Genomic DNA, 24,907 nt, shown 5'->3' on the forward strand with positions numbered 1-24,907 from the left:
TGAATAATTTAACACCAAATAAAAACCCCGAAATAATTAATTTCGGGGTTTTTTGGTTGGTTTTTTTGGTTGGTAAATATTGTTTATTGTTTTCTAACGCTACCGGACGAGCTCTTGTTTTTATTCACTTTTTCCGGATTGCCATAATATTTTATATCGCCGCCGCTAGTTGCTTTTGCGGTAAGTTCTTTTACGGTATTTACTGAAATATCTGCACCACTTGTTGCCTTAACTTGACTGGATTCGGCAACTAAATTCGATGCTTTAATATCGCTGCCACTGGTTGCTTCGGCAATGAGTTTTTCGGTTTTACCGGATAGTTTTAAATCGCTGCCACTAGTAGATTTGCATTCCAAAATAGATGTGTTTACATCTAATTTCATATCGCTACCGCTGGTCGATTTTAATTTTAAATGATTGGCGCTAATGGTATTTGTTGAGTATACATCGCTACCACTTGTTGAGGTGATTGCCGAAATATCCTTAAAACTAACCATTACTTTTTTGGCCGTAGATCTGCCAATGTTCTCTTTGGTGTGAATTTTTAATACACCGTCAACCACTTCGGTTAAAATAAGTTCGTGTAAATTTTCGTCGGCTTCAACCGTTAAGCTCACATGGTCGGCTTGTGTTAAATACACATCTAAACCTTCGGTGGCTTTAATAGCTGAAAATGATTCGCTAATAGCCCGCTCTTCAATTTGTACATTACCATTGCCACGAACGCCAGAGTTCATGTTAATATCAAAATTACATGATACCAGGGTTAAGCTCAATAAAGTAGCTACGATAATTTTTGTTAGTGTTGTCATAGTTGTTCGTTTTTTGATTAATTACTTTTTGATGATTCAAATATCTAAAAAGCATTATGCTTTTTTAAATATACATTTCTGAATTGTAGTTTTTTAATGATGAATTGTTTTAGTTGTTTTTAGATTTTATGGAAATACCATCGCCATCAATGTTTACCTTAACATCGTCGTCTTTGGCTTTTATTCCGGTTTTATCAATTTTTACGCTAGAGCTATCAATGGTTACCTTTAGGCCTTTTTCGTTTATTTTTAGGCTGGAGTTTTCATCTTTGATGTCCACATCTATTTTGTAATCTTCCTCAACAGGGCAGTCCAAACACTCAATATCATCTTCTAAAATTTTTAAATACTGATTGGTGTCCTTTGAGGTAACAATGGTGGTGTTATATCGGTGATAGTCTAAAAACGATTTCGTGTTCGTGTTAAAGTTGGCAATTGTGCCTTCAGGTAAATAAAGAATAATTACCACTTCCTGATCGCTGAATTTGTTTTTAGTATCCGTTGTTAAATAAGAGTCTAAATGCAAGCTGTTGTTTTTTAAGGCATAATTGTAATTGATGTTTTTAGCACGTTCAATGGCGGTTTCATAATTTCTCCCGTCGGCACTCTTGTCAATACTTATGGTGGCTAACGAATCGTTGGTAGATTTTACTATAATCCTGATGTCCGATGAATAAATAACTTTTTCACCTTTTTCGTTATGCGCCAGTTTAAAATTATTATGGTTCCTGTAAAAACGATTGTTGTAATTATCGTTGCTTACCATTTTAACATTTAAAGTGTCGGTAGCCATAATGGGCAACTCCTTTTTCTCAACCACACGCTCATCAAAAGCATGTTCGCTGGCTTGTCGCACACCAATAACCACCAATCCGATAATAGACATGAGCCACACCCCCAACAACGTGAATTTTGCAATGCTTCCAATCGATTTTAAGTTGTTAATTAGAATTTTCAATCCTAAATAAAACAGAAAAAAGAACGGAATACCAACCGTAAAAAAGGTTAATAACGATACGAGCCATATGGGTGTATTTCCGGCGTTTACAATCTCTACAAGGTCAAGACCTGGTAAATGAATAACATCTACAACACCTAAAGAAAGCAATGTTACAATTAGGGCAATAAGGGTTACGGCACTTATAAAAATTAAAAGAATACCAATAAATTTCGCAAAAACCTTTAAGAAAAACATAATCACTTCTCCAATGGTATCAAAAAAAGTTCGGGAAGACGATTTTATTTTATTCCCCTGTTTGCTGAAATCCACTTTTTTTGCAGCATCGGTTACCGAATCGCTCACGTTTTTAGCCGCACCGGAAACAGATTCGGTTACGTTTTTTGCCACATCGGTAACTGTGCCAGATACGTTTTCAAAGCCGTCCTTTATTTTTTTTTCAATGTTGCTAATGTTAACCGGCTCACCGGTCATCATTATTTTTTCCGAAGTCGTTTTAGCCTCCGGAACCAAAATCCAAAGCAAAATGTATAACAGAATACCGGTTCCGGCTCCAAAAATTAAAATTATCCAAGCCAAACGCACCCATAACGCATCAATGCCAAAGTAGTGCCCCAATCCGGACGATACCCCTCCAATATACGAGTTGTCGGTATCTCTAAATAATTTTTTAGATGGCGCTGTTTTTCTTCTGTGCGTCGCTTGCGGCTCATCCTCAAAAATCTCGTCGTCTACCAAATAATCTTCAGGTTGCCCCATTATGGTAATCACTTCGTCTACCTCTTTAATACGTATAACTTGTTTATCGTTTTGTACACGCTCGTTAAAAAGTTCTGCAATACGCGCCTCAATATCCGCTATAATTTCAGAGCGTCCTTGAGAGTCTGTAAATGAACGTTTTATAGCCTCAAGATAGCGCTGCAATTTTAAGTATGCATCCTCATCTATATGAAAAAATATACCTGCTAAATTTATGTTGACTGTTTTATTCATTTTTTTGTTGTTTTTTGGCTTGTTACTATTGTTACTGCATTGTGCAATTCGCTCCAGGTGGTGTTTAATTCCTTTAAAAACAATTTCCCTGTTTCGGTTAATCCGTAATATTTACGTGGTGGTCCAGAGGTCGATTCCTCCCATCTGTAATTTAAAAGACCTGCGTTTTTAAGTCGTGTTAGCAAAGGGTAAATGGTGCCCTCAACCACTAGCAACTTAGCATCTTTTAGGGTGCTTAAAATTTCTGCTACATAAGCATCGTCGTCCTTTAAGACCGATAGTATGCAGAATTCCAATACGCCTTTACGCATCTGTGCTTTTGTGTTTTCTATCTTCATGTTCTTAAGCGATTTAATATGGTGAAACTGTTCATTTTTTGATTGATTCGATGATTGTTATTGATGAAATTTTTATTTTGACACTTCGATTGATTCCTATTTTTTTTATCGGAATTGTACCGAGAATTTGGGCGTTACCCCGTTGGTCGCTGAGGCTCCCGAAGCGGGGTCGGGCTTTCCTCTGCAATCCCTAACACGGGCCACTCCGTTATTTTCAGTACGCCGTCCGCAGCCATAATGCTATTTTAAAAAGTTAATGGTTAACGGATATTGGTACAGTTCGCCATCGCGTGCCTTTAAGCTGGCAATTACAATAAAAACCAGCTCTAAAATAAAACCCACTACCGCCAAAGCACCCAATGCGCCGCCTATATAAAGCAGAGGCGATGGCTTGCCAATGTTTATATGAAAATTATGGAACCCGTTAAAATCTATAAAATCCAAACCGCTAAAAATCTTGAAAATAAAAAACGGAATGGTCAAGGTTCCTAAAATAATGGCGTACAGTAAAATACTCATCTGAAAATTTATAGCTTGCTTGCCATGGGCATCTATAAACTCCGATTTAGCTTTGTTTACGCTCCATAATACAATGGGGCCAATAAAGTTTCCAAACGGTATAATAAACCGGCTAAAGGTCGATAAGTGAATAAAAGTGGCGATGTTTTTTTGATGATTGTCTATCATGATTGTAAAACGTATAATAGTTTCTTATGCAAATATATGTCTAAAAGAAGGTACTTTGTTACGCATAGTACTAAAATTTAACAAAAATTTAACAAATTGAAATGTCAATTATTTTCAATAATTTTGATGAAATTCAATTTAAAATGAAGTTAACACCTAGTAAAATAAACACATTCAATATATTTAAACTGCCTGCGGTATTCTTAATGGGTGTTCGCGTAAAATACATAAACAACGAAGCCTGTACGGTAACGGTTAAACATAAATGGATTAATCAAAACCCATTCAAATCACTGTTTTGGGCGGTGCAAGGTATGGCTGCCGAACTTACAACCGGCGCTATTGTTATGGCAAAAATTGCAGAAAGCGGTAAAAAAATTTCAATGCTGGTAACCAGCAATAACGCCACATTTACCAAAAAGGCAACAGGCCGGATAACCTTTGTTTGTAACGATGGCGAGTTAATAGATAAAGCCTTGCAAAGAACCATTGAAACCGGTGAAGGGCAAACCATTTGGATGAAATCTGTGGGCACCAATGCAGATGGCGTTGTGGTGTCAACCTTTAATTTCGAGTGGAGTGTAAAAGTGAAAAGTTAGTTTTCAGTCGCAATTTTAGTCGCAGTCGCAGTCGGCAGTGAGCCACGTTGAGCTTTGCCTCTGTGTAAACTCCGTGAAACTCTGTGAAATAAATTTAACACCCGTTGGAAATTGTAATTTTTTTGAAACATTGTAACAAAACGCAAAACAAATCAACATATAAAATACTAAATAGCAAACAACTTAACAACATACAATATTATGACAGCACATGAAATTGACTACCGCATCTACGGCGAAGAAATGCAATACGTAGAAATAGAACTCGACCCGCAAGAAGGCGTTGTTGCCGAAGCCGGAAGCTTTATGATGATGGACGATGGCATTAAAATGGAAACCATTTTTGGCGATGGCTCAGAAAAAGATTCTGGTTTTTTGGGTAAAATTCTAGGCGCCGGAAAACGTATACTAACAGGCGAAAGCTTATTTATGACGGTTTTTTATAACGATTTGGTAGGCAAACGAAATGTCTCTTTTGCATCGCCCTATCCGGGAAAAATAATCCCAATAGATTTAACCCGATTCAATGGCAAGTTTATATGCCAAAAAGATGCCTTTTTATGTGCCGCAAAAGGGGTAAGTGTAGGTATTGAGTTTTCAAAAAAACTGGGTCGCGGTTTGTTTGGTGGCGAAGGTTTTATTATGCAAAAACTAGAAGGTGATGGTATGGCGTTTGTGCACGCTGGTGGCACCATGGCCATGAAAGAGTTGGCAGCAGGCGAAACATTACGTGTTGATACCGGCTGTATTATAGGTTTCGACCAAACTGTGGATTACGATGTTGAGTTTGTTGGAGGCATTAAAAACACCATATTTGGCGGCGAAGGTTTGTTTTTTGCAAGGCTTCAAGGTCCCGGAACCGTTTATGTGCAATCCTTACCATTTAGCCGATTGGCAGGTCGTGTTTTGGCATCCGCTCCAAAAGGTGGCGGCAAAGATAAAGGCGAAGGCAGTATACTTGGTGGGTTAGGCGATTTATTGGATGGTGATAATAGATTTTAAGTGTTAAACTTTGTTTAATTTAAAGAAACAATGCAATTTTTTATTAACTTTAGGTGTTTAATAAAATATAGAAAGCCTATACACAAATCTACTTATAATTTAAACCAATAATCCTAATAGTAATTATGGCAAGAGCAATGCTAGAGTATACTAAAACTGTACTTAATAAAGTTAGTTTTGATACAACGTTGTTTTGCAGAGAAGTACAAAAGGCAGTTAACAGATTGTTACCCTATGAGATTGAAGAGCTTAAAATTTTTATTCAATCCCTTGTGCAGCAGAACCCAGAATTAAATCAATGTTTAATCTATTTAAAAGCATAAAAAAAAAGCGACCTTTTGGTCGCTTTTTTAGTTTTATTTATTTGAAGCGAGCGGACTAATTATCTCTACATCCTGAAAAGCAATTGCCCCACGAATAATTCCCGAAATGGTATCTTGCAACGCTTCAACAATCTGTATTTTCAATTCGTTTTTGTGGTATATTAAACTCACTTCCCGCGCAGGTGTAGGCTCGGTAAAATGGTGCAGGTTTTCTTTTTCGTTTTCCCTTATATCCAGCGTGTGTAAATAGGGTAGAAGCGTCATGCCCAAACCTTCGTTCGATAGTTTTATAAGCGTTTCAATACTACCGCTTTCCAATTGAAACTGGTCGTTGGTTTGGTTTTTAAATGCCTTACAAAGGTTAATTACGCCATCTCTAAAACAATGTCCATCTTCAAGGAGCAGCATATCGCTTATATCCAAATCGGATACCTTGATTTTTTTATTGGAATGCAAACGATGGCTTTTGGGAATGTAGCTTACAAAAGGTTCAAAATAAAGTACGCGTTCTTTAATGGTTTCGTTTTCAAGGGGTGTAGCGGCAATAGCGGCATCCAAATGCCCATCGGTGATGCGCTCTATAATTTCTTCGGTGGTTAATTCTTCTATTTTAAGCTTTACTTTGGGATGCTTTTTTATAAAAGCTTTTAAAAACATGGGTAACAACGTAGGCATTATGGTTGGAATGATTCCCAGCTTAAACTCACCGCCAATAAAACCTTTTTGCTGATCTACGATATCTTGTATTCTATACGATTCGTTAACGATATTTCTAGCTTGTTTCACAATTTTTTTACCGATATCGGTAAGCTCAATTGGCTTTTTGCTTCGGTCGAATATTTGCACATCAAGCTGTTCTTCGAGCTTTTGGATTTGCATGCTCAAAGTGGGTTGGGTAACAAAACATTTTTCGGCGGCTTTTGTAAAATTTTGATTTTCGGCTACTGCCAAAACGTAGTATAATTGAGTAATCGTCATAAGTATCAATTTAGACTATAAAAATATAAAAACTATCAATAATATTTATTAAATAGCCTGATAATTATGAGTTAAATTTGTGGTGAATAAAAGATCAATATGCAAATACCAAACAGCGGATTTGGTTTAATTGGTTAACATACAAGTTATTGAATTATTGATTTGATTTTTTGACCGAGCGAGAAAAGCAGTTAGAATGAAGAAAGCTCGGTTTAACGATATAGTTTAGTTTAGTTAGTTTTTAAGCGACTTACTTAGGGGTTGTAGCCTAGGTAAGTCGCTTTGTTTTTGTGGCCATTAAAACATAATATTTATACCTAAATCTTCCGATTTTAATTCAAACTTAGCCGATGCAAACTGTGGCGGACCATAACTTGCTGGGTTGTTTGACATGCCGTACGATTCTTTAGGCATACCGTTATCTTCAAAATCCATTTGGTTGTTTTCGTTCTCGTCGTGCAACGCCATAACAGCATAAGTGCCAGGTTCTACATTTTTAAAAGTCACGGTTATTTTTCCGTCTACAATTTTGCTTTGTTCGCTTTTAATGCCTTTTCCTTTCATAAACGTGTTTTCTGTGTGAAGCGATAGCAGCACATTGCCCTTGTTGTTTTTAATATTTTCAATGGTTACGGTAATGTCTTTTCCTTCTTGATTGTCTTGGGCTTGTGTTAATGTAACAGTTAACAGTAAGGTGATGATGAGTGATAATGCCTTCATGATTTTATGGTTTTAATGGTTTAACACTTCAAATATCCAATTGTAAAGCAGGTTTTAACAATTGTTGTTACCCAACTGTAGATTTTTTATGATGAATTGTTTTTTGCTTGAAGACAGAAGACAGAAGACAGGAGTCTGGCGAACGGTAAGGGGTAGAAGTTGTGAGTTTGCAACAGCTTTGGCAAACAGGTGCGTTAGGGATTGAAATGGAAATCCTTTTTTGAGACACGAAAAAAAGATTGTATTGGAAAGCCCGACCCCGCTTCGGGAGCCTCAGCGACCAACGGGGTAACGCCCGAATTTACAGCAGTCCTCTTGCCTTAATTTCCAGATATTTGTTAATGGTATCGATGGTGAGGTTTTCGGGTGTGGTTAGTATGGAATAGATGCCGTATTTTTTGAGTTCGTTGACGATTAAACGTTTTTCGAAATCGAATTTCTCGGCAATCACCTTGTCGTAAATTTGCTGTACGGTTTCGGCTTTTTGGGTAATTAAACTGTTTAACTCGGTGTTTTTAAAGAAAATAACCACCAATAAATGGCTTTTGGCAATGGCTTTTAAGTAGGGCAGTTGGCGGTTTAAGCCGTCGAGGGTTTCAAAATTGGTGTACATTAAAATAAGGCTTCGTTGGGTAATGTGCCTTTTGATATTGCCGTAAAGTCTGCTAAAATCGCTTTCGTGAAAATCTGTTTTTACGTTGTAAAGCGATTCTAAAATAAGCTGCATTTGAGAACTTCTTCTTTGGGCAACCACGATGTTTTCAATCTTTTTGGAGAACGACAGCATGCCGGCTTTATCGTGTTTTTTTAGAACCACATTGCTGATAACCAAGGTGGCGTTAATGGCGTAATCTAAAAGGCTTAAGCCGTTAAAAGGCATTTTCATAACACGGCCTTTATCGATGATGGAATAGATGGGTTGCGATTTTTCGTCTTGAAATTGATTGACCATCAACTGGTTGCGTTTTGCCGTTGCTTTCCAATTTATGGTGCGCAGATCGTCGCCCAAAACGTAATCCTTTATTTGTTCGAATTCCATGGTGTGCCCCAGTCGGCGGACTTTTTTAAGGCCGTATTCGAGTGCGTTTTGATTGATATTTAAAAGCTCGAACTTTTTTAATTGTTTAAAACTTGGATATGTTGGCACCATGGCACCGTGGTTAAAAGTAAAGCGTTTTGATACCAATTTTAAAGCAGAAGAGGCATAAACGTTTAAATCACCAAAATGATATTCGCCTCGCTCCGTTGGTTTTAAATGATATTGAATTGATTTTGTTTTTCTGGGGGCAATCGCGTCTTTTATTTTAAAATCCCGCACTTGAAATTGCTCGGGGATTTCGTCAATAATTTCCAAATAAATGGAAAACGGATAGTTGTTGTTGATGTTTAAATCGATAATGTTTTTATCGCCGTTTGAAAATTTATCGGGTAAAATCCTGCGGGCTTCGATTTTATTTTTTCCAATAAAAACAATGAGAAAATCTAAAACAAAAAGTAAAGCAAGCACTAAAATGGAGAGCTGTGCGATGTTAAATAACAACGGCACAAAATAACTTAAACCAAACAATACCACAATGCCAATGCCTGCGTAAAAGAATCGGGGTTGTATGTAGAGTGGTTTAAAGAGTTTCAATTTTGTTAGAAGTTAGAAGTTAGAAGTTAGAAGTTAGAAGTTGGTGCGAACTATGGCTGAAAACTGTTGAATGTGTAATGCCAACTAATTACCGCGGTATCTCAACAGTTTCAATAATTTGTTTAATAATTTGTTTGCTCGATACGCCTTCCATTTCGCGTTCGGGTGTTACAATAACCCGGTGGTGAAGCACGGGGATGGCGGCGCGTTTAATATCTTCTGGTGTCACAAAATCGCGACCGCTCATGGCTGCAAATGCTTTACTGGATTTTAGTATGGCAATGGATGCCCGTGGCGATGCGCCCAAATATAAAAACCGATTGTTACGTGTGGCGACAATAAGTTCCGCGATGTATTTTAGCAAATGTTCTTCAACCAAAATTTGGGTAACTACATGTTGATACTCCGTAATTTGTTTGGCTGTTAAAAAGGAGGAAACGGTATCGGTTTTCTCGGTGTCTCTTAATTGGTGTTCTCTCGAAAGGATTTCAATTTCTTCATCTAAATTTGGGTAATCCACATCAATTTTAAACAAAAAACGGTCTAATTGCGCTTCGGGCAATCGGTATGTGCCTTCTTGTTCTATGGGGTTTTGTGTTGCCAGAACCATAAATGGCGCATCTAATTTATACTTGTTACCGTCAATGGTTATTTGTTGTTCTTCCATCACCTCAAATAAGGCCGCTTGGGTTTTTGCCGGTGCTCTGTTAATTTCGTCAATTAAAATCATATTTGAAAAAATAGGGCCTTTTTTAAATTCGAATTCGGAATCTTTTAAATTGAAAACCGAGGTGCCCAAAATGTCACTTGGCATTAAATCGGGTGTGAATTGAATGCGACTAAAACCGACACTAAACGATTTTGCCAATAGTTTTGCAGTAATGGTTTTGGCAACACCTGGAACGCCTTCGATAAGCGAATGCCCTTTGGCCAAAAGCGAGGCGATTAACATATCTACCATATCTTTTTGCCCAACGATGACTTTACCAACTTCTTGCCTTATTTTTTCAACACTGCTTTGAAGCGCGGTTAAATCCAATCGGTTTTTAAATTGTAAATCGTTACTGTCTTCCAAAACACTATCGTCTATTGATGATACTGTGCTTTCAGGTTTGGGCATAACATCCTGATGGTCCTTTGGGTCTTTGTTTTCGTCCATAATTATTTTAAATAAAAAGCTTCAATAAGCTTGTTGAGTTGTATTAAGTTGTCTTCAAAAAACTCGTTTTTTGTGCGCAACCAATTGATATAATCGATTAGTTTTTTAACGTCTTCTTTTTTCTTTCCTGTTTTCGAGACTAATTTTACTATAAACTCTTCGTTTAAAACAGCAGTGTCCATATTAAAATCGGTACGGATGCGCTCCAAAAAATACGTTATTTTTTTGTCAATTAGGTTTTTATGATCTTGGGTTTCAAAGTATAAATTAGAAATCGTTTTAACAAAAGCAACAGTTGTATTTTGTAAAGGTTTAATAATTTTAATGATGCGCTGTCTCCGTTTGGCGTTAAAAATCATAAACAAAAGCCCAAAGATTAAAGTGGTGTACCACGCCCATTTAAAGGATAATTGCTCTAAAAACCAACTGAGATTTGATTCTTTTTCCACATTGCCATCATATCCCGTTTGTATTTTGGTGTACGAGTCAAAATACACATCATTTTCCGGTAAATAGGAAATAATGCCTTCGGCATATTTGTATCGGTCTTCTTTTAAAAGATTGTAATTGGTGAACGCTTTGGGTTCTAAATGCAGGTATATATTGCCTTTTCCAAAAGGCGCACGGATAAAGTTTACGTGTTTGTAATCAATTTTAGAATGCCCTAAAACGGTGTGATTTACAGTGTCGATTTTTGAAAAATAATTGTCGCCTTCATTTCTGTCGATAGCAATATCATTCAAATTAAAATACTTTAAAGATTGATACGATATGCTGTCTTTCGTGTTTTCAATATAATCGATATCAATATTTAAGGTGTCGTGAATTTTTTGGGCAAAGTAATAATCCGATATAAAAAGGGTGTTGCCCGAATCGACAAAATGCAATAATTCATCAATAGAATCGTCTTCTATATAATCCGAATTCCCGATGATAATAAAGCTGCCTTCGGCGATATGATCGCCAAAGCTATCTTCGGAATGTGCTTGCAAATAACTCGCCGGTTGGTGGTAAACCGTTCTAACTTTATGGTTTTTAAAAAGTTTAGGTAATTCTTTGTAAAATATGCTAACACCGTAGGGTTTGTTGCTTTTTTCGTTAAATGATTCTTCCCAATCCACCGTTTTGGTCGATTTGATACCAAAAGCAATAGCAGCCGTAATTATTAAAGCGGCGATAATGAAAAGTATGGGAAAGGTTTTTTTCATCAGATAGTTTCTGCTGTTTTTTTATTGGACTGATGTAATATTAACGGGGTCATTTATTTTTAAGAATTAACTTTAAGATATTAATATTTCATTATTTAAACTGATTTAAAAGCGTTGTAAAATTATGCTTTGCTTTGTTGTATTCATCAGTATTCAAAGGGAATTCGCCATACCAAATATAATTGTACAAATACGAGGCGTAAGCAAATTTTTTACTGAATGGTTTTTCGCTTATTTCATTCAAATACTCAGCATTGGTTTTGTCGTCTTCAAATTTTATATGGTTTTTTATGCTCAATGTTTTTAAAACGAGCAAATAATAATACCTGATGGCCAGCCTAAAATCATGGTCTTTTTCAGCATTTAAGATGAGGGTGTCAATATCTGCGTTTTCAATATTTTCGGCAGTAATATCTTCGTAATGGGTAAGTTTTCTGTTTTGTTTTGTAGAAAACAAACCGGTGCCACCTTCGTTAAGCAAAACATAAACCAAATAGATTACGGCAACAGCTAATGCCAAATAAAACAACCAAGCAAAAGGGCCAAGGTTGATGCTGAAACCATCGGCGTTATTCTCATCTTTTTGTGTTGGTTTGCCGTTTTTATAATCTTCATATTTACCCGAACCACTTGGTGTTTGGTTTACAATTTCCCTGCCTTCGTAATTGTATTTTCTGCTGGAATAGCGTGCTTTGAAATCGTCGTCGAATTTTCGAATGTACTCCGGTTCTTGAACCGTGGAAACCCCAAAAACACTTTGAGAACTTGTAACACTCAAAAGCAAGAAAATGATAATATATAATCGATTTATTTTCAAGCAAACGAAGGTTTTAAAAGTGGTACACGCGTGATTTCCCTTTGCACCTTAAACGGGTAAATTAAGTAGTAAAAACTGATTATGCCGAGGGTAATTATAATAATGCCAACCGATAACCAATGCGGCATAATATTGGAATAGCGCGTTACAAATCCTTCTAAAAAACCGGCAAAAAAGGTAAACGGAAAGGTGCTTATTAAAATTTTCACGCCAATTTTTGCACCGTGTTTAAACGAGGTATATCTGGAATGCGTACCCGGAAATAAAATACTGGCACCGAGAATCAATCCTGCGGCACACTCGATAACAATGGCAAAAATTTCCATAGAACCATGAATCCAAATCCCACGAACGCTTTCCCAAAACACGCCCTTTTCATAAAAGAAATACTGGAAAGAACCCAGCATAATACAGTTTTTAAACATAATATAAAGTGTGCCAACGCCACCAAAAACCCCTAAGATAAAAGCAATAATGCCCACCCGCAGATTGTTAATGGTAATGCCAATAAAACTACCCCAATTGCTGCCGCTTTTATAAACCGCAACAGGGTCGCCAGCTTCAATATTTTCCAACGACATGTTTACATAATTATCGCCTAATATGGAACGGACAAATTCGCCATCGTTGGCGGCCGAAATCACACCAATAAACGTAAAGGTGAAAAAAATGATAAAAGCGATATAAATAAATTTTCGATATTGATAACAAATTAATGGCACTTCGGTTTTCCAAAACTCGACAAATCTGTTGGTGTTTTCGCGTTTGGTTTTGTAAATTTTTTGGAATGCCTTGGCTGCCAACTGGTTTAAATACACAATCACCTTACTTTTAGGGTAATAGGTTTGTGCATAAGCCAAATCGTTAATTAAATGGATGTATTGCGAGGCGAGTTCGTCGGGGTCTTTAAAGTCATTATTAAAAATAGCCTGCTCGAAACTCAACCATTTTTCCTTATTTTGTTTGATGAATGAAACTTCCCTCATATATTTGATAAATTAAAATATAAAATGTCAGAGTTACAAATTAACACGACCCAAAATGTAAAAATAAAATTCACTGCCGCAGGTGCAGGCGAACGTTTATTAGCATTTATCATAGATACCGCCATAAAAGTTGGGTATTTGTTGGTTTTAAATTGGACCTTCGGTGCTTTTGAAAACATGGATGAATGGTCTCAAATTGCCATTAATACGGTGTTGAGTTTTCCGGTTATGTTTTACACCTTGGCTTTAGAATCGCTTTTAGAAGGGCAAACTATTGGCAAACGCGCCTTAAAAATAAAGGTTGTAAAAATTGATGGATACCAAGCGTCCTTAGCCGATTATGTGGTACGATGGTTTTTCAGAATTGTAGATGTCTATATTTTCGGCCTCGGTTTTTTCGTAATCATGTTTAGCAAAAAACAACAGCGATTGGGCGATATGGCAGCAGGAACGGCCGTTATCGCTTTAAAGGATAAAGTAAACATCAGCCATACCATTCTAGAAAACTTAAAAGCAGATTACAAACCAACCTATCCCAATGTTATTAAACTATCCGACAACGATGCCCGTATTATAAAGGATACCTTTACCGTGGCGAGGACCTCAAAAGATTATCAAACCTTAATAAAGTTGAGGAATAAATTAGTTGAAGTGGTTGGGATTAAAACCGTAAAGCAAAAAACAGATATCGAGTTTATTGATGTTATTTTAAAAGATTATAATTATTACACACAAGATATGTAAGCAGAGAGCCACTTTTTCCTTTTCGGAAAAAGTGTGCGAATCGCTTACCCTGAGCGAGTCGAAGGGTCTTTTTAAAAGGAAGAGTATGGTTCAGAGAGCCACTTTTTCCTTTTCGGAAAAAGTGTGCGAATCGCTTACCCTGAGCGAGTCGAAGGGTCTTTTTAAAAGGAAGAGTATGGTTCAGAGAGCCACTTTTTCCTTTTCGGAAAAAGTGTGCGAATCGCTTACCCTGAGCGAGTCGAAGGGTCTTTTTAAAAGGAAGAGTATGGTTCAGAGAGCCACTTTTTCCTTTTCTGAAAAAGTGCGCGAATCGCCTGCCCTGAGCGAGTCGAAGGGGTTTTTTAAAAGAAACTAATCTAATTTTAACCAATCGATAAACCTAATTAATTTAGTAAAACCATGTTTCATACTTTAGATATTATAGGAACCATTGCCTTTGCCATTTCCGGCGTTCTCGTTGCCATTAGTAAAAAAATGGACTTATTCGGTATATTAATTATTGCCTTCGTAACGGCAATTGGCGGCGGTACATTACGCGATTTGCTTATAGGAAACACACCCGTAAGTTGGATGCGAGACATGACCTATACTTACGTTATTTTAATTACAACTGTAGTTACCATTCTTATTAAAAGTAAAATCGACTACCTGCGCACCTCGCTGCTTTTATTCGATACCATTGGTATTGGTTTATACACCGTAGTTGGTGTAGAAAAAGGGATTTCAGCAGGTTTAAACCCCATTATTTGTATTGCGTTGGGTACCATTTCGGCCTGCTTTGGAGGCGTAATACGCGATATTCTGTGTAACGAAATACCGGTCATTTTCAGAAAGGAAATTTATGCCACAGCCTGTATATTGGGCGGGTTGTCTTATTTTTTAATCCGAAAATTGCCCATTGATAATAATGTTGTTTTTATCATTGCCGGTTCCGTTGTGATTATTACCAGATTATTGGCCGTTAAGTTCAAAATCGCTTTACCAACAATTTATAAAGATTAATTAATTTTGGGCGTTCCCTACGCTCATACCTACAAGGTTTCCACTTCGGCAAGCTCAGTGCGGACAAAACCTTGCAGGATCGCTTCGGTCGGGCTTTCCAATACAATCTTTTTAAAAACAACATTCAAAAACACAGGCGTCGTGGCAACCTGTACACGTTTAGTTTAAAACATAATGTATGGCTTATACTGTTTTAAAAAGGATTTCCATTACAATCCCTAACGCAAACGTACTGCAAAGCAAAAGCCATACTATGATGTATGGCTTTTGCTCAAAATATTAAGGTTTTCTATTTCTAATTATTAGGTACAGGAAAACCTCTATCTCTCAATAGCGCTTCAATTTTGGCATCACGTCCCCTGAATTTTCTAAAAGCTTCAGCAGGATCCATCGAGTTTCTTGGCGCAAACAGATACTTTACCAATTTGTCCGCAACCTCTTTATCGTAAAAACCACCCGGAGCTTCTTTAAAAGCTTCCGATGCATCACTGGTTAAAACATCGGCCCACATGTAACCGTAATAGGCAGTGGCATAGCCTTCGCCGGAAAATACGTGTCCAAAATGCGGTGTTCTGTGGCGCATTGGTAATTCTTTAGGCATGTTCAATTCGGCTAAAGTCTCACGCTCAAATTTTGCAATATCAATATTTGTGGGGTCTGCCAAGTGCAATTTCATATCCATAATGGCAGATGCTAAATACTCGGTAGTTGCAAATCCTTGATTAAAGGTAGATGCCTTTTTAATTTTTTCAACTAAATCTTCCGGAATCGGCTCACCAGTTTTATAATGTACCAAAAATTGGTTAATTACTTCGTCGGTAGATAACCAACGCTCCAATAACTGACTTTGAAACTCGGTATAATCCCTAACGCCGCCATTTAAAGTGGGGTATTTTACGTTGGATGAAAAGAAGTGCAATGCATGTCCGAATTCATGGAAGAATGTCGTGGCATCATCCCAAGATATTAAAACCGCTTCACCCGGAGCCGCCTTTACAAAATTGGAATTGTTTGAAGCCAGTACATTTTTTTTGCCATCAAAGGTAGTGTGGCTTCTATAGGTTGTTGCCCATGCACCAGAACGTTTTCCTTGGCGGGCAAACGGATCTAAATACCACAGACCAATGTGTTCCCCAGAGTCTTTATCGGTAACTTCCCAAACATTAACATCGGGATGGAATACGGGTACGCTACCTTCCTTTACCGGTGTAAATTTATAATTAAACAAACGTCCGGCAGTGTAAAATAAGGCTTCGGTTAATTTGTCCAATTGCAGGTACTGCTTAACTTCATCACTATCTAAATCGTATTTCTTTTTACGTACTTTTTCAGCATAATATCGGTAATCCCAAGGCTCAATTGTAATGTTGTCGCTATTGGCAACGGCTTGCATATCGGCAACTTCTTCTTTAACGCGTCCAATAGCAGCGGGCCAAACGGCATCCATTAACGCCATGGCGTTTTCCGGGTTTTTGGCCATACGATCTTGTAACCTCCAATCGGCATAATTATCGTAACCCAATAATCCAACACGTTCTTTGCGTAGCTTTAAAATTTCGGCAATAATGTTTTTATTATCGTATTCGTCGTTATTGTCACCACGCGAATAGTAGTTGGTCCATATCTTTTTACGTAACTCACGCTCGGTGGAATACGTTAAAAACGGATCCATCGAAGAGCGTGTATTGGTAATGGCATATTTGCCATCTTGTCCTTTATCGGTTGCGATTTTGGCGGCAGATTTTATATACCCATCGCTCAAACCACCCAATTGGTCTTTGTTTAAATAAGTAACATAATTTTCCTCATCGTGAAGCACGTTGTTGGAAAAATCGTTGTAAAGGCTCGATAGCTCTTTGTTTATTTCGGCGTAGCGTTTCTTTTTTTCGGCATCAAGATTGGCGCCATTCATTTCAAAACGTTTATAAACCAAATCTACCACACGTTGCTGGTCTGCCTCCAAAGGTGTGTTTTGCGACGCTTCGTAAACCGTTTTTACGCGATTGAATAATTTTTCGTTTTGGGAAATTTTTGATCGGTATTCAGATAGTTTTGGTGCCAACTCGCCTTGCACCTCTCTAAATTCGGGAGAACTCATATTACTGCTCAAAATGCCGTAATATGTAAAAACGCGGTCCAGTTCCTCGCCAGAGCGTTCCATGGCAACAATCGTGTTTTCAAAAGTTGGTGCTTCGGTATGGTTTGCAATAGCATCAATATCCTTTAAGCTCAAATCCATGCCAATTTCAACAGCTTCTTTAATGTCTTCAACCTTCATTTTGTCAAAGGCAGGAACACCGTGGTAAGGTCCTGTCCATTCTTGAAGTAATGTGTTATCACTCATGGTGGCAATGTCTCTTTTTGTGTCTTTTTGGGTGTCGTCTTTACAACCGACAGCTGCAAATAAAGCACAAAAAATTAATGGTTTAATCAGTGTTTTTGTATTCATTTTAGTTCTAGTTTTTTAGGTTCTGAAAGATATCAAATTAGCCGGAGCTTTTTTATAATATTAAGTTAAAAGAAATGGGGTAAAAAATAGGTTTGAAGGCTTCGTTTTTCAAAAGAAGGAATCAAAATCTGTTATAAAGCGCTTTTAAAATATGTGATAGTCGCTATGAGGTTTTTGTTTCCAATTAGTCAATAATTTCAACCTTCCGGATATAGATGTTTTTTAAAGGCCAATCGGCTTCATCGGTCTCAACAGCGGCAATTTTATCAACCACATCCATTCCTTTTGTCACCCTTCCAAAAACCGTGTAATCGCCATTTAAAAAGTGGGCGCCTCCTTTTTGGCTCACAATAAAAAACTCAAAGGGCGATGCTAATTTATGCGGGTTATCAATTTCGCTACTGGGCATCGAAATAACACCACGGTCGTGTTTAAATCCGCGTTTGGTATCGGTTGGCAATAGGTATTTGCCAATTTTAAAACGTTTTCTTGCTGTTTTTTTATCATCACTATTTCCGGCTTGCACTATAAAATTATCGATAACCCGATAAAATTGCGTGCCGTTAAAATACTTTTGCTTTGTTAAAAAAATAAAGTTCGAGCGGTGGTATTTTGTCTCTTCAAACAATAAAATATCAATAGTTCCAAAATCGGTGGTAATGCGCACTTTGTTTTCTTTGTGGTTTTTGTCGTATTCCTGGAAAAAAAACATGGCGTTTTTATCATCGAGTTTAGGGTACTTTCGTTTGTCTTCTAAAGTGGTAACCGTAGGTTTGCTTTCCTTTTTAGGCGTAATTGTTGTGGGTTGTTTTGAAATGGTTTTCTGTTTAGATTGTTTATCTTCACAATTCAAAAAAAATAAAAAAAGTAAAAAGAGTAATTTAAAGCGCATTTAAAATGAATTTTGATGATTTTTTAAAATCAATATCAAAAATAGAAAATATACCGCTTCCAGCCGAAGCTTCTCAACTTAAAATGGTGCCGGGGTTTCGGCAGGAATTATTAAGGCAACAGGAAAAAGCCATTAAAAGCGCCAAAAAAGCAGGTGTAATGGCTTTGTTTTTTCCAAACGAAAATAAAGAAACGACATTGGTTTTAATTTTAAGAAAGACGTATAGCGGCGTACATTCGGCACAAGTGGGCTTTCCGGGAGGCAAATTGGAAGACGAGGATAAATCGTTAAAAGATGCGGCCGTTAGGGAAACCTTTGAGGAAATTGGCGTGCCCATGAGGGATATTAAGGTTGTAAAAAGTTTAACGCAGGTTTATATTCCGCCCAGTAATTTTTATGTGTACCCGTTTATAGGGATTTCTAGAAACACACCAAATTTTATTAAACAAGATGATGAGGTTGAAGCGATTATAGAAGTTGAGTTGCAACATTTTTTAGATGACAAGCAAGTTGTAACCAAAACTGTTTCAGCATCGTATAGTGCTGAAGTTGAGGTGCCTGCCTTTAAATTAAACAATTATGTGGTATGGGGCGCAACGGCCATGATGCTTAGTGAAATTAAAGACCTGTTAAAACAAATGCTCTAGTTTGCAAGATTTAGTACATTTGCGTACTTTAACTAACCAATTTTTTTTGACGCGCGATTTATGGGATTATTTAAACGAAATCCGTTCGGACATATACTTTTTGTAAAAAAATGGCTCATCAGAATTCTTGGAGCTCTTACCCACAGACGCTTTCGTGGGTTTAACGAATTGCAAATAGATGGCTCCGAAATTATCAAAACCTTACCCGATACCAACGTCCTGTTCATTTCAAACCACCAAACCTATTTTGCCGATGTGGTGGCCATGTTCCATGTGTTTAATGCCAGTTTAAGCGGTAGGGTAGACTCCATAAAAAATGTAGGCTATCTTTGGAACCCTAAGCTAAACATCTATTATGTGGCAGCCAAGGAAACCATGAAAGCGGGTTTGTTGCCCAAAATATTGGCCTACGTTGGTTCCATTAGTATTGAGCGCACTTGGAGAGCGGAAGGAAAAGAAGTGAATAGACAGGTGAAAATGAGTGATATTTCCAATATTGGTAAAGCGCTCGACGATGGTTGGGTTATTACATTTCCGCAGGGCACAACCACGCCGTTTAAACCCATTCGTAAAGGTACGGCGCACATCATTAAACGCTACAAACCGGTTGTTGTTCCTATTGTTATTGACGGGTTTAGACGCTCTTTTGACAAAAAAGGACTGCGCATAAAAAAGAAAAACATCCTTCAAACCTTTGAGATAAAAGAACCGTTGGATATTGATTACGATAACGAAACGACCGAGGATATTGTAAAGAAGATTGAATATGCCATAGAGCAGCATCCATCGTTTTTAAAAGTCATTCCACAAAAGGAATTAGAAGTTCAAGAAGAGTTGAACAAAAAGCGCAAGTGGAAAACCTAATATAATTTTAAATTCTTCCAATAGTCTAAACATATTGTTTTTAATCTAGTTTTATTTTTTTAAAGCAGACTTGTAAATATCTTCTACAGGATTTTTAGGAAAACAATAGTTTATGACCCATGATTTAATTATAAATTTTACTCCAACGGGCATGATTCCTACCAAGGACATGACACCCCACGTACCATTAAGTGTTGCAGAAATTGTTGAAGACGTACATCAAGCCTCAGAAATTGGCATTACTATGGCGCATTTACACGCACGCGATGCCTATACCGGAGCGCCCACGTATAAAAAAGAGGTGTATGCCAAAATAGTCGAGGGCATTCGCAAGTATGCACCGGAATTGGTTATTTGTTTATCATTAAGCGGTAGGGATTTTAGCGAGATAGATAAACGCTGCGAACCATTAATGCTTGAAGGGCATTTAAAACCAGATATGGGCAGCTTAACTTTAAGTTCGTTAAATTTCAATAAAACGGCCAGTGTAAATGCCCCAGACACCGTTGTAAGTTTAGCAACTATAATGAAAGAAAAAGGCATAGTTCCTGAGCTTGAGGCGTTTGATATTGGCATGATTAACTACGCCAAATATTTAGAGCGCAAACAAATCATTCAAGCGCCCTATTACTTTAATTTACTGTTTGGCAACATTGCCTGTTCCCAGGCAAACCTGTTACACTCTGGAGTTATGGTTAACGATCTTCCTAAAGATTCACTTTGGAGTTTGGCGGGAATAGGGAATGCCCAACTTAAAATGAATTCGCTCTCCATTGCCGTTGGCGGTGGCGTTCGCGTGGGCATCGAGGATAATATTTGGTATGATGCCGCCAGAACCAAATTGGCAACCAATGCCGATTTGTTAAATCGCGTCCATTTAATAGCCAATGCAAATGGGCGTAGTGTGATGTCTTCTAAAGATTTTCGGGTTAAAATGCATTTGGAGTCCGGTTTCGGTAAATATGGGCGAAGTTTTAAATAAAGAGTCTTTATGAAAACAAAGGAAAGTCAAAACACACCCACTTTAAAAAAATATTACAACGTCGTTAAAAATGGTCTGTTTCTTTTCGGATTGAGAAACAGATTGGCCAACATTGGCATCGATATCAATCCGTATTACTGGGTTGAAGAAGAATACAAAAAGTGTGAAGTTCCAAAAATAAAAGACGATGCTTCACAATACACTTTAAAATACCTCACCCACGACCAAATTAAATCCATTACACGTCATTACGGCACCTATTACAAAGACATACTACAAGGATTGGAAAAAGGGCAACTCTGTGTCGGGCTCGAACACCATGGCGAAATTGCATGTTACACCTTTATCGATTTAAAGGATTTTGAATTTAAAGGGCGGGTTTTTAAATTAAAACCTCACGAAGCCTATCTTTTAAACATGTGGACTTTCAATGCGTACCGCGGAAAAAACCTAGCACCATATCTGCGTTACCAAACCTATAGGCTATTGGAAGAGCGTGGCGTAACTACAAAATATAGCATAACGCAGTATTTCAATAAGTCTTCTATAAAATTTAAAAACAAACTAAATTCCAAAAACCACTTTCTGTATTTAAGTGTCGTTTTGTTTAAAAAATTCCAGTGGAACTTCACTTTAAAAACATATTAAACGTAAGCGGAAAATGTAATATAATTTAGGCGTTACCCCGTTTGGTCGCTGTGGCTCCCGAAGCGGGGTCGGGCTTTCCAATACAATCTTTTTTTCGTGCCTCAAAAAAGGATTTCCATTACAATCCCTAACGCGGATACATCATGTTTTTGGTTTATTAAATAAATGTATAGTGTCTTCAAATTATTATTTGAATTTGTACGAAAAAAATGATACATTCGTTTAACGTTGAATATAAATTATTAAAACGGATTCATATTTTGAAAATCGTTGTATACAATATTGAAAACAAACTAATAAATGGGAATACATTACAAAAATACTAGAACACACTGGAATTATTTCCTAGCATTAGAAAAGGATTTTGAGCTTCTTGCTAGATACATTGAGTTTTCAGAAGAAAACAACAATACTTTTTCAATAGAATTAGCCAGAATAATAATGTCTTCTACTCAAGAGGTTGATGTAATTATGAAAAGTATTTGCACTTTACTTGGAAATACTAGTGCTGATAACATCAATCAATATAGAACAACAATAAAGAAAAAATTGAGTGGTTTAATAAATGAAGAAGTTTTTATTCCAAGGTTTGGAATGAGTAGTACCCCATGGTTAAATTGGAATGAAAAAGATGAAAATCCAATTTGGTGGAAAGCAAATAATAAAATAAAACATCAGAGAACAAGCCATTTTCAGAAGGCTAATTTGAAAAACGCATTTAATGCACTTGGAGCCCTTTTAATTGTGAACCTATATTTCTATAAACTAGAGAAAGAAAAAGAAATTGAAAATGTAGTGGATTGGAAAGATATTACTAGTGAATTAAATTCTAGAGACTCATTTATGAAATTAAGGGACAAATATTATCACGAAAGTGTTTTTTTTTAACAGGATAAATACTGTGGAAGACGTATATAATTTATTGCTACTACCAGTCTGTTTACAAAAACCTTCGCGGATTTTCTATTCGGTTTATATTTGCTAAATCATAGTTAATAACTCCTAACAAATCCCTTTCAATTAACTATTTAAAATTTCTATTTTGCATGCCTCTTTTAAAGAAGTTTAAATGAAAGTCTGTATAGCCGAAAAACCAAGTGTTGCCCGCGAAATTGCGTCTGTTTTAGGTGCAAATACCAAGCGTGATGGCTATTACGAAGGCAATGGCTATGCGGTTACTTACACCTTTGGGCATTTGTGCACGCTTAAAGAACCCAACGATTACAAACCCTATTGGAAAAGCTGGGATTTAAACAATCTGCCCATGTTGCCCGAAAAATTTGAAACCAAAGTCGTTGCAAATTCGGGCATTCAAAAGCAATTCAAAATTGTAAAAAGTTTATTTGATAAAGCCGAAGTGGTTATAAACTGCGGCGATGCAGGGCAAGAAGGAGAGCTTATTCAGCGTTGGGTAATGAATGAAGCCAATTACAAAGGCGACGTGTTGCGCCTTTGGATTTCGTCGTTAACCACCGAAGCCATAAAAGAAGGTTTTGAAAACTTAAAACCAGCAACCGATTACGATAATTTGTATTACGCCGGATTTTCCAGGGCCATTGGCGATTGGTTGTTGGGCATGAACGCCACCCGATTGTACACCGTAAAACACGGTGGTTACAAACAGGTATTGTCCGTTGGTCGTGTGCAAACACCAACCTTGGCCATGGTTGTAAATCGGTTTAAGGAGATTGAAAATTTTAAACCACAACCGTATTGGGAATTGCAAACCCTGTATCGCGACACACTTTTTAGTTACGAAGACGGGCGTTTCCTTAAAAAAGAAGACGGCGAAACTCTAGCTAATAAAGTAAAGGAAAGCGATTTTGAAATTAAATCCATTACCAAAAAGAAAGGAAAGGAATACGCCCCAAAACTGTTCGATTTAACAGGGCTGCAAGTGTATTGCAATACCAAGTTTGGTTTTTCGGCAGATGAAACCTTAAAGATTGTCCAAAAACTGTACGAACAAAAAGTAGTGACTTACCCGAGAGTGGATACCACCTTTTTACCAAACGACGTGTATCCAAAGGTTGCGGGAATTCTTCAAAAGCTAACCAATTATTCAAAACTAACGCAGCCGCTTTTAGGAAAGAAAATAAAAAAAACAAGTCGCGTTTTTAACGATAAAAAAGTCACCGATCACCACGCTATCATTCCAACGGGGATTCAAATCAATTTACAATACAATCAGCAACAGGTTTACGATATTATTGTAAAGCGCTTTATAGCGGTATTTTATGATGATTGTACCGTATCCAATACCACCGTTTTGGGTAGTGCGGCAAAGGTTGTTTTTAAAACCACCGGAAAGGAAATTTTGGAAAAAGGCTGGCGCATCGTATTCGAAAACCCAAATGCAAAAGAAAAAGAATCGGGAATTTTGCCCACTTTCGAAAAAGGCGAAAAAGGCCCGCACGAACCCTCGTTTTTAGAAAAGGAAACCAAACCGCCAAAGCAGTTTACCGAAGCCTCGTTATTGCGTGCCATGGAAACTGCCGGTAAACAGGTGGACGATGAGGAATTGCGTGATTTAATGAAAGAAAATGGTATTGGACGACCATCAACGCGAGCCAATATTATTGAAACCCTTTTTAAAAGAAAATACATAAAACGCAATAAAAAACAGGTATTGCCAACGGTTACAGGTATTCAGTTGATCGATACGATTCAAAATGAACTATTAAAATCGGCTGAGTTAACGGGCTCGTGGGAAAAACAATTAAAGGATATCGAAAAAGGTGAGTTTAGCGCTGGAGCCTTTATAAAAAACATGAAGCGGATGGTTGATGCTTTGGTGTACGAAGTGCGCAGTGAAACCAATCGCGCCAACATTTCGCAGGCTACCGTTATTAAAAACAGAGCCGCAAAAGCAACGGTTAAAAAGCAGGCGGGAATTACGGCCGAGGCTTGCCCCAAATGTAAAAAGGGCCAGCTTTTAAAAGGGAAAACCGCTTATGGTTGCAGCGCTTATAAAGCGGGATGTGATTTTGTGTTGCCCTTTAGTTTTGCGGAGAAAAAAGTATCTGAAAAACAATTGATAAGACTACTTCAAAAAGGAAGTACGGTTAATTTGAAAGGTTTTAAAACCCATGCCGGAACTGTTGAAGGGGTGTTGCGATTTGATGAAAATTTCAAATTGAAATTAGAGCCTAAAAAAACTTCCGCTAAAGCTAAACCAAACGAATTGGCTTGCCCCAAGTGTAAAAAAGGAACGGTTATAAAAGGAAAAACGGCTTACGGGTGCAGCGACTATAAATTGGGATGTGATTTTAAAATGACTTTTGATGAAGTACGTGCGAAAATTAACGGGCAAACACCAACCAAGGAATTGGTTTATAATATTTTAAATGGAGATGTTTAAAACGTTTTTTTGAATTTAATTGGTCAGGTGGAGCTTGTCGAAATCGATCTTGATTATCTATAAGTTAAAACATTTCGACAAAGCCTGTGCTGAGCGCAGTCGAAG

24 protein-coding genes are annotated in these 24,907 nt (G+C 37.3%); 11 read left to right on the forward strand and 13 right to left on the reverse strand.

The features are described 5' to 3' along the window. Nucleotides 1–83: 83 nt before the first annotated feature. The 4 genes from RNZ47_RS13880 to RNZ47_RS13895 all read right to left on the reverse strand — a co-directional run bounded on the left by RNZ47_RS13880 (nt 84) and on the right by RNZ47_RS13895 (nt 3,788). A complete protein-coding gene (locus RNZ47_RS13880) occupies nt 84–812 on the reverse strand; it encodes a head GIN domain-containing protein (RefSeq protein ID WP_311941382.1) in 729 nt (242 codons plus the stop codon). 109 nt (nt 813–921) lie between these two features. Next, the gene (locus RNZ47_RS13885) at nt 922–2,763 is read right to left on the reverse strand and encodes a PspC domain-containing protein (protein WP_311941386.1); all 1,842 of its coding nucleotides are present in this window, start codon (nt 2,761–2,763) and stop codon (nt 922–924) included. Continuing rightward, a complete protein-coding gene (locus tag RNZ47_RS13890; RefSeq protein ID WP_311941389.1) occupies nt 2,760–3,101 on the reverse strand; it encodes a PadR family transcriptional regulator in 342 nt (113 codons plus the stop codon). Before RNZ47_RS13890 ends, RNZ47_RS13885 begins: the two co-directional genes overlap by 4 nt. A gap of 240 nt (nt 3,102–3,341) precedes the next feature. Next, nucleotides 3,342–3,788 (reverse strand): DUF4870 domain-containing protein, encoded by a 447-nt coding sequence (locus tag RNZ47_RS13895; RefSeq protein ID WP_311941393.1) that lies wholly within the window; start codon nt 3,786–3,788, stop codon nt 3,342–3,344. A 143-nt stretch (nt 3,789–3,931) separates the two neighbouring features. On the opposite strand from RNZ47_RS13895, the gene RNZ47_RS13900 reads away from it, so the two are divergent. The 3 genes from RNZ47_RS13900 (at nt 3,932) to RNZ47_RS13910 (ending at nt 5,712) form a co-directional block, all read left to right on the forward strand. Beyond that, nucleotides 3,932–4,387, forward strand: coding sequence for a DUF4442 domain-containing protein (locus RNZ47_RS13900; RefSeq protein ID WP_311941917.1), 456 nt, complete (start codon nt 3,932–3,934; stop codon nt 4,385–4,387). A 201-nt stretch (nt 4,388–4,588) separates the two neighbouring features. Then, a complete protein-coding gene (locus RNZ47_RS13905; protein ID WP_311941396.1) occupies nt 4,589–5,389 on the forward strand; it encodes a TIGR00266 family protein in 801 nt (266 codons plus the stop codon). 125 nt (nt 5,390–5,514) lie between these two features. Then, nucleotides 5,515–5,712: a hypothetical protein gene (locus tag RNZ47_RS13910; RefSeq protein ID WP_311941398.1), complete on the forward strand. Its 198-nt coding sequence runs from the start codon at nt 5,515–5,517 to the stop codon at nt 5,710–5,712. Between the two features lie 33 nt (nt 5,713–5,745). Here RNZ47_RS13910 and RNZ47_RS13915 read toward each other — a convergent pair whose 3' ends face one another. The 7 genes from RNZ47_RS13915 to RNZ47_RS13945 all read right to left on the reverse strand — a co-directional run bounded on the left by RNZ47_RS13915 (nt 5,746) and on the right by RNZ47_RS13945 (nt 13,213). After that, a complete protein-coding gene (locus RNZ47_RS13915; RefSeq protein ID WP_311941400.1) occupies nt 5,746–6,690 on the reverse strand; it encodes a LysR substrate-binding domain-containing protein in 945 nt (314 codons plus the stop codon). 297 nt (nt 6,691–6,987) lie between these two features. Beyond that, nucleotides 6,988–7,410 (reverse strand): DUF2141 domain-containing protein, encoded by a 423-nt coding sequence (locus RNZ47_RS13920; RefSeq protein WP_311941404.1) that lies wholly within the window; start codon nt 7,408–7,410, stop codon nt 6,988–6,990. A 301-nt stretch (nt 7,411–7,711) separates the two neighbouring features. After that, nucleotides 7,712–9,043: a DUF58 domain-containing protein gene (locus RNZ47_RS13925; RefSeq protein WP_311941406.1), complete on the reverse strand. Its 1,332-nt coding sequence runs from the start codon at nt 9,041–9,043 to the stop codon at nt 7,712–7,714. A gap of 88 nt (nt 9,044–9,131) precedes the next feature. Beyond that, entirely contained in the window at nt 9,132–10,163 is a 1,032-nt protein-coding gene (locus RNZ47_RS13930; RefSeq protein ID WP_311941920.1) for an AAA family ATPase, read from the reverse strand. A gap of 41 nt (nt 10,164–10,204) precedes the next feature. After that, nucleotides 10,205–11,410 (reverse strand): DUF4350 domain-containing protein, encoded by a 1,206-nt coding sequence (locus tag RNZ47_RS13935; protein WP_311941410.1) that lies wholly within the window; start codon nt 11,408–11,410, stop codon nt 10,205–10,207. 91 nt (nt 11,411–11,501) lie between these two features. Further along, entirely contained in the window at nt 11,502–12,227 is a 726-nt protein-coding gene (locus tag RNZ47_RS13940) for a hypothetical protein (protein WP_311941415.1), read from the reverse strand. Next, nucleotides 12,224–13,213 (reverse strand): stage II sporulation protein M, encoded by a 990-nt coding sequence (locus RNZ47_RS13945; RefSeq protein ID WP_311941418.1) that lies wholly within the window; start codon nt 13,211–13,213, stop codon nt 12,224–12,226. Before RNZ47_RS13945 ends, RNZ47_RS13940 begins: the two co-directional genes overlap by 4 nt. Before the next feature lie 24 nt (nt 13,214–13,237). Here RNZ47_RS13945 and RNZ47_RS13950 point away from each other — a divergent pair, with 24 nt between their 5' ends. Next, nucleotides 13,238–13,957 (forward strand): RDD family protein, encoded by a 720-nt coding sequence (locus RNZ47_RS13950; RefSeq protein WP_311941421.1) that lies wholly within the window; start codon nt 13,238–13,240, stop codon nt 13,955–13,957. A 399-nt stretch (nt 13,958–14,356) separates the two neighbouring features. Further along, the gene (locus RNZ47_RS13955; protein WP_311941425.1) at nt 14,357–14,959 is read left to right on the forward strand and encodes a trimeric intracellular cation channel family protein; all 603 of its coding nucleotides are present in this window, start codon (nt 14,357–14,359) and stop codon (nt 14,957–14,959) included. Nucleotides 14,960–15,254: 295 nt separating this feature from the next. Here the strand turns inward: RNZ47_RS13955 and RNZ47_RS13960 are convergent, their stop codons facing one another. Both RNZ47_RS13960 and RNZ47_RS13965 read right to left on the reverse strand, forming a co-directional pair. Beyond that, nucleotides 15,255–17,408: a M3 family metallopeptidase gene (locus RNZ47_RS13960; protein WP_311941428.1), complete on the reverse strand. Its 2,154-nt coding sequence runs from the start codon at nt 17,406–17,408 to the stop codon at nt 15,255–15,257. A gap of 184 nt (nt 17,409–17,592) precedes the next feature. Further along, the gene (locus RNZ47_RS13965) at nt 17,593–18,300 is read right to left on the reverse strand and encodes a peptidylprolyl isomerase (protein WP_311941432.1); all 708 of its coding nucleotides are present in this window, start codon (nt 18,298–18,300) and stop codon (nt 17,593–17,595) included. Nucleotides 18,301–18,305: 5 nt separating this feature from the next. Here RNZ47_RS13965 and RNZ47_RS13970 point away from each other — a divergent pair, with 5 nt between their 5' ends. From RNZ47_RS13970 to RNZ47_RS13995, 6 genes are all read left to right on the forward strand, one after another. Beyond that, the gene (locus RNZ47_RS13970) at nt 18,306–18,947 is read left to right on the forward strand and encodes an NUDIX hydrolase (RefSeq protein WP_311941438.1); all 642 of its coding nucleotides are present in this window, start codon (nt 18,306–18,308) and stop codon (nt 18,945–18,947) included. Nucleotides 18,948–19,007: 60 nt separating this feature from the next. Continuing rightward, nucleotides 19,008–19,811, forward strand: coding sequence for a lysophospholipid acyltransferase family protein (locus RNZ47_RS13975; RefSeq protein WP_311941442.1), 804 nt, complete (start codon nt 19,008–19,010; stop codon nt 19,809–19,811). A gap of 112 nt (nt 19,812–19,923) precedes the next feature. Then, nucleotides 19,924–20,793 (forward strand): beta-keto acid cleavage family enzyme, encoded by an 870-nt coding sequence (locus tag RNZ47_RS13980; protein WP_311941445.1) that lies wholly within the window; start codon nt 19,924–19,926, stop codon nt 20,791–20,793. 9 nt (nt 20,794–20,802) lie between these two features. Continuing rightward, nucleotides 20,803–21,441, forward strand: a complete 639-nt coding sequence (locus RNZ47_RS13985; protein WP_311941449.1) for a hypothetical protein — start codon at nt 20,803–20,805, stop codon at nt 21,439–21,441. 300 nt (nt 21,442–21,741) lie between these two features. Next, nucleotides 21,742–22,329 (forward strand): hypothetical protein, encoded by a 588-nt coding sequence (locus tag RNZ47_RS13990; protein ID WP_311941453.1) that lies wholly within the window; start codon nt 21,742–21,744, stop codon nt 22,327–22,329. Nucleotides 22,330–22,510: 181 nt separating this feature from the next. Continuing rightward, complete coding sequence (locus RNZ47_RS13995; RefSeq protein ID WP_311941456.1) at nt 22,511–24,802, forward strand: type IA DNA topoisomerase; 2,292 nt, start codon at nt 22,511–22,513, stop codon at nt 24,800–24,802. Nucleotides 24,803–24,907: the final 105 nt, after the last annotated feature.

It is taken from the genome of Hwangdonia seohaensis, assembly GCF_031932625.1.
GTDB lineage: Bacteria > Bacteroidota > Bacteroidia > Flavobacteriales > Flavobacteriaceae > Hwangdonia > Hwangdonia seohaensis.

Excerpts from the sequence above, each read along its gene's own strand:
- RNZ47_RS13880 (WP_311941382.1), bottom strand. The coding sequence starts at position 812 with ATGACAACACTAACAAAAATTATCGTAGCTACTTTATTGAGCTTAACC.
- RNZ47_RS13885 (WP_311941386.1), bottom strand. The coding sequence starts at position 2,763 with ATGAATAAAACAGTCAACATAAATTTAGCAGGTATATTTTTTCATATA.
- RNZ47_RS13890 (WP_311941389.1), bottom strand. The coding sequence starts at position 3,101 with ATGAAGATAGAAAACACAAAAGCACAGATGCGTAAAGGCGTATTGGAA.
- RNZ47_RS13895 (WP_311941393.1), bottom strand. The coding sequence starts at position 3,788 with ATGATAGACAATCATCAAAAAAACATCGCCACTTTTATTCACTTATCG.
- RNZ47_RS13900 (WP_311941917.1), top strand. The coding sequence starts at position 3,932 with ATGAAGTTAACACCTAGTAAAATAAACACATTCAATATATTTAAACTG.
- RNZ47_RS13905 (WP_311941396.1), top strand. The coding sequence starts at position 4,589 with ATGACAGCACATGAAATTGACTACCGCATCTACGGCGAAGAAATGCAA.
- RNZ47_RS13910 (WP_311941398.1), top strand. The coding sequence starts at position 5,515 with ATGGCAAGAGCAATGCTAGAGTATACTAAAACTGTACTTAATAAAGTT.
- RNZ47_RS13915 (WP_311941400.1), bottom strand. The coding sequence starts at position 6,690 with ATGACGATTACTCAATTATACTACGTTTTGGCAGTAGCCGAAAATCAA.
- RNZ47_RS13920 (WP_311941404.1), bottom strand. The coding sequence starts at position 7,410 with ATGAAGGCATTATCACTCATCATCACCTTACTGTTAACTGTTACATTA.
- RNZ47_RS13930 (WP_311941920.1), bottom strand. The coding sequence starts at position 10,163 with ATGCCCAAACCTGAAAGCACAGTATCATCAATAGACGATAGTGTTTTG.
- RNZ47_RS13935 (WP_311941410.1), bottom strand. The coding sequence starts at position 11,410 with ATGAAAAAAACCTTTCCCATACTTTTCATTATCGCCGCTTTAATAATT.
- RNZ47_RS13945 (WP_311941418.1), bottom strand. The coding sequence starts at position 13,213 with ATGAGGGAAGTTTCATTCATCAAACAAAATAAGGAAAAATGGTTGAGT.
- RNZ47_RS13950 (WP_311941421.1), top strand. The coding sequence starts at position 13,238 with ATGTCAGAGTTACAAATTAACACGACCCAAAATGTAAAAATAAAATTC.
- RNZ47_RS13955 (WP_311941425.1), top strand. The coding sequence starts at position 14,357 with ATGTTTCATACTTTAGATATTATAGGAACCATTGCCTTTGCCATTTCC.
- RNZ47_RS13960 (WP_311941428.1), bottom strand. The coding sequence starts at position 17,408 with ATGAATACAAAAACACTGATTAAACCATTAATTTTTTGTGCTTTATTT.
- RNZ47_RS13965 (WP_311941432.1), bottom strand. The coding sequence starts at position 18,300 with ATGCGCTTTAAATTACTCTTTTTACTTTTTTTATTTTTTTTGAATTGT.
- RNZ47_RS13970 (WP_311941438.1), top strand. The coding sequence starts at position 18,306 with ATGAATTTTGATGATTTTTTAAAATCAATATCAAAAATAGAAAATATA.
- RNZ47_RS13975 (WP_311941442.1), top strand. The coding sequence starts at position 19,008 with ATGGGATTATTTAAACGAAATCCGTTCGGACATATACTTTTTGTAAAA.
- RNZ47_RS13980 (WP_311941445.1), top strand. The coding sequence starts at position 19,924 with ATGACCCATGATTTAATTATAAATTTTACTCCAACGGGCATGATTCCT.
- RNZ47_RS13985 (WP_311941449.1), top strand. The coding sequence starts at position 20,803 with ATGAAAACAAAGGAAAGTCAAAACACACCCACTTTAAAAAAATATTAC.
- RNZ47_RS13990 (WP_311941453.1), top strand. The coding sequence starts at position 21,742 with ATGGGAATACATTACAAAAATACTAGAACACACTGGAATTATTTCCTA.
- RNZ47_RS13995 (WP_311941456.1), top strand. The coding sequence starts at position 22,511 with ATGAAAGTCTGTATAGCCGAAAAACCAAGTGTTGCCCGCGAAATTGCG.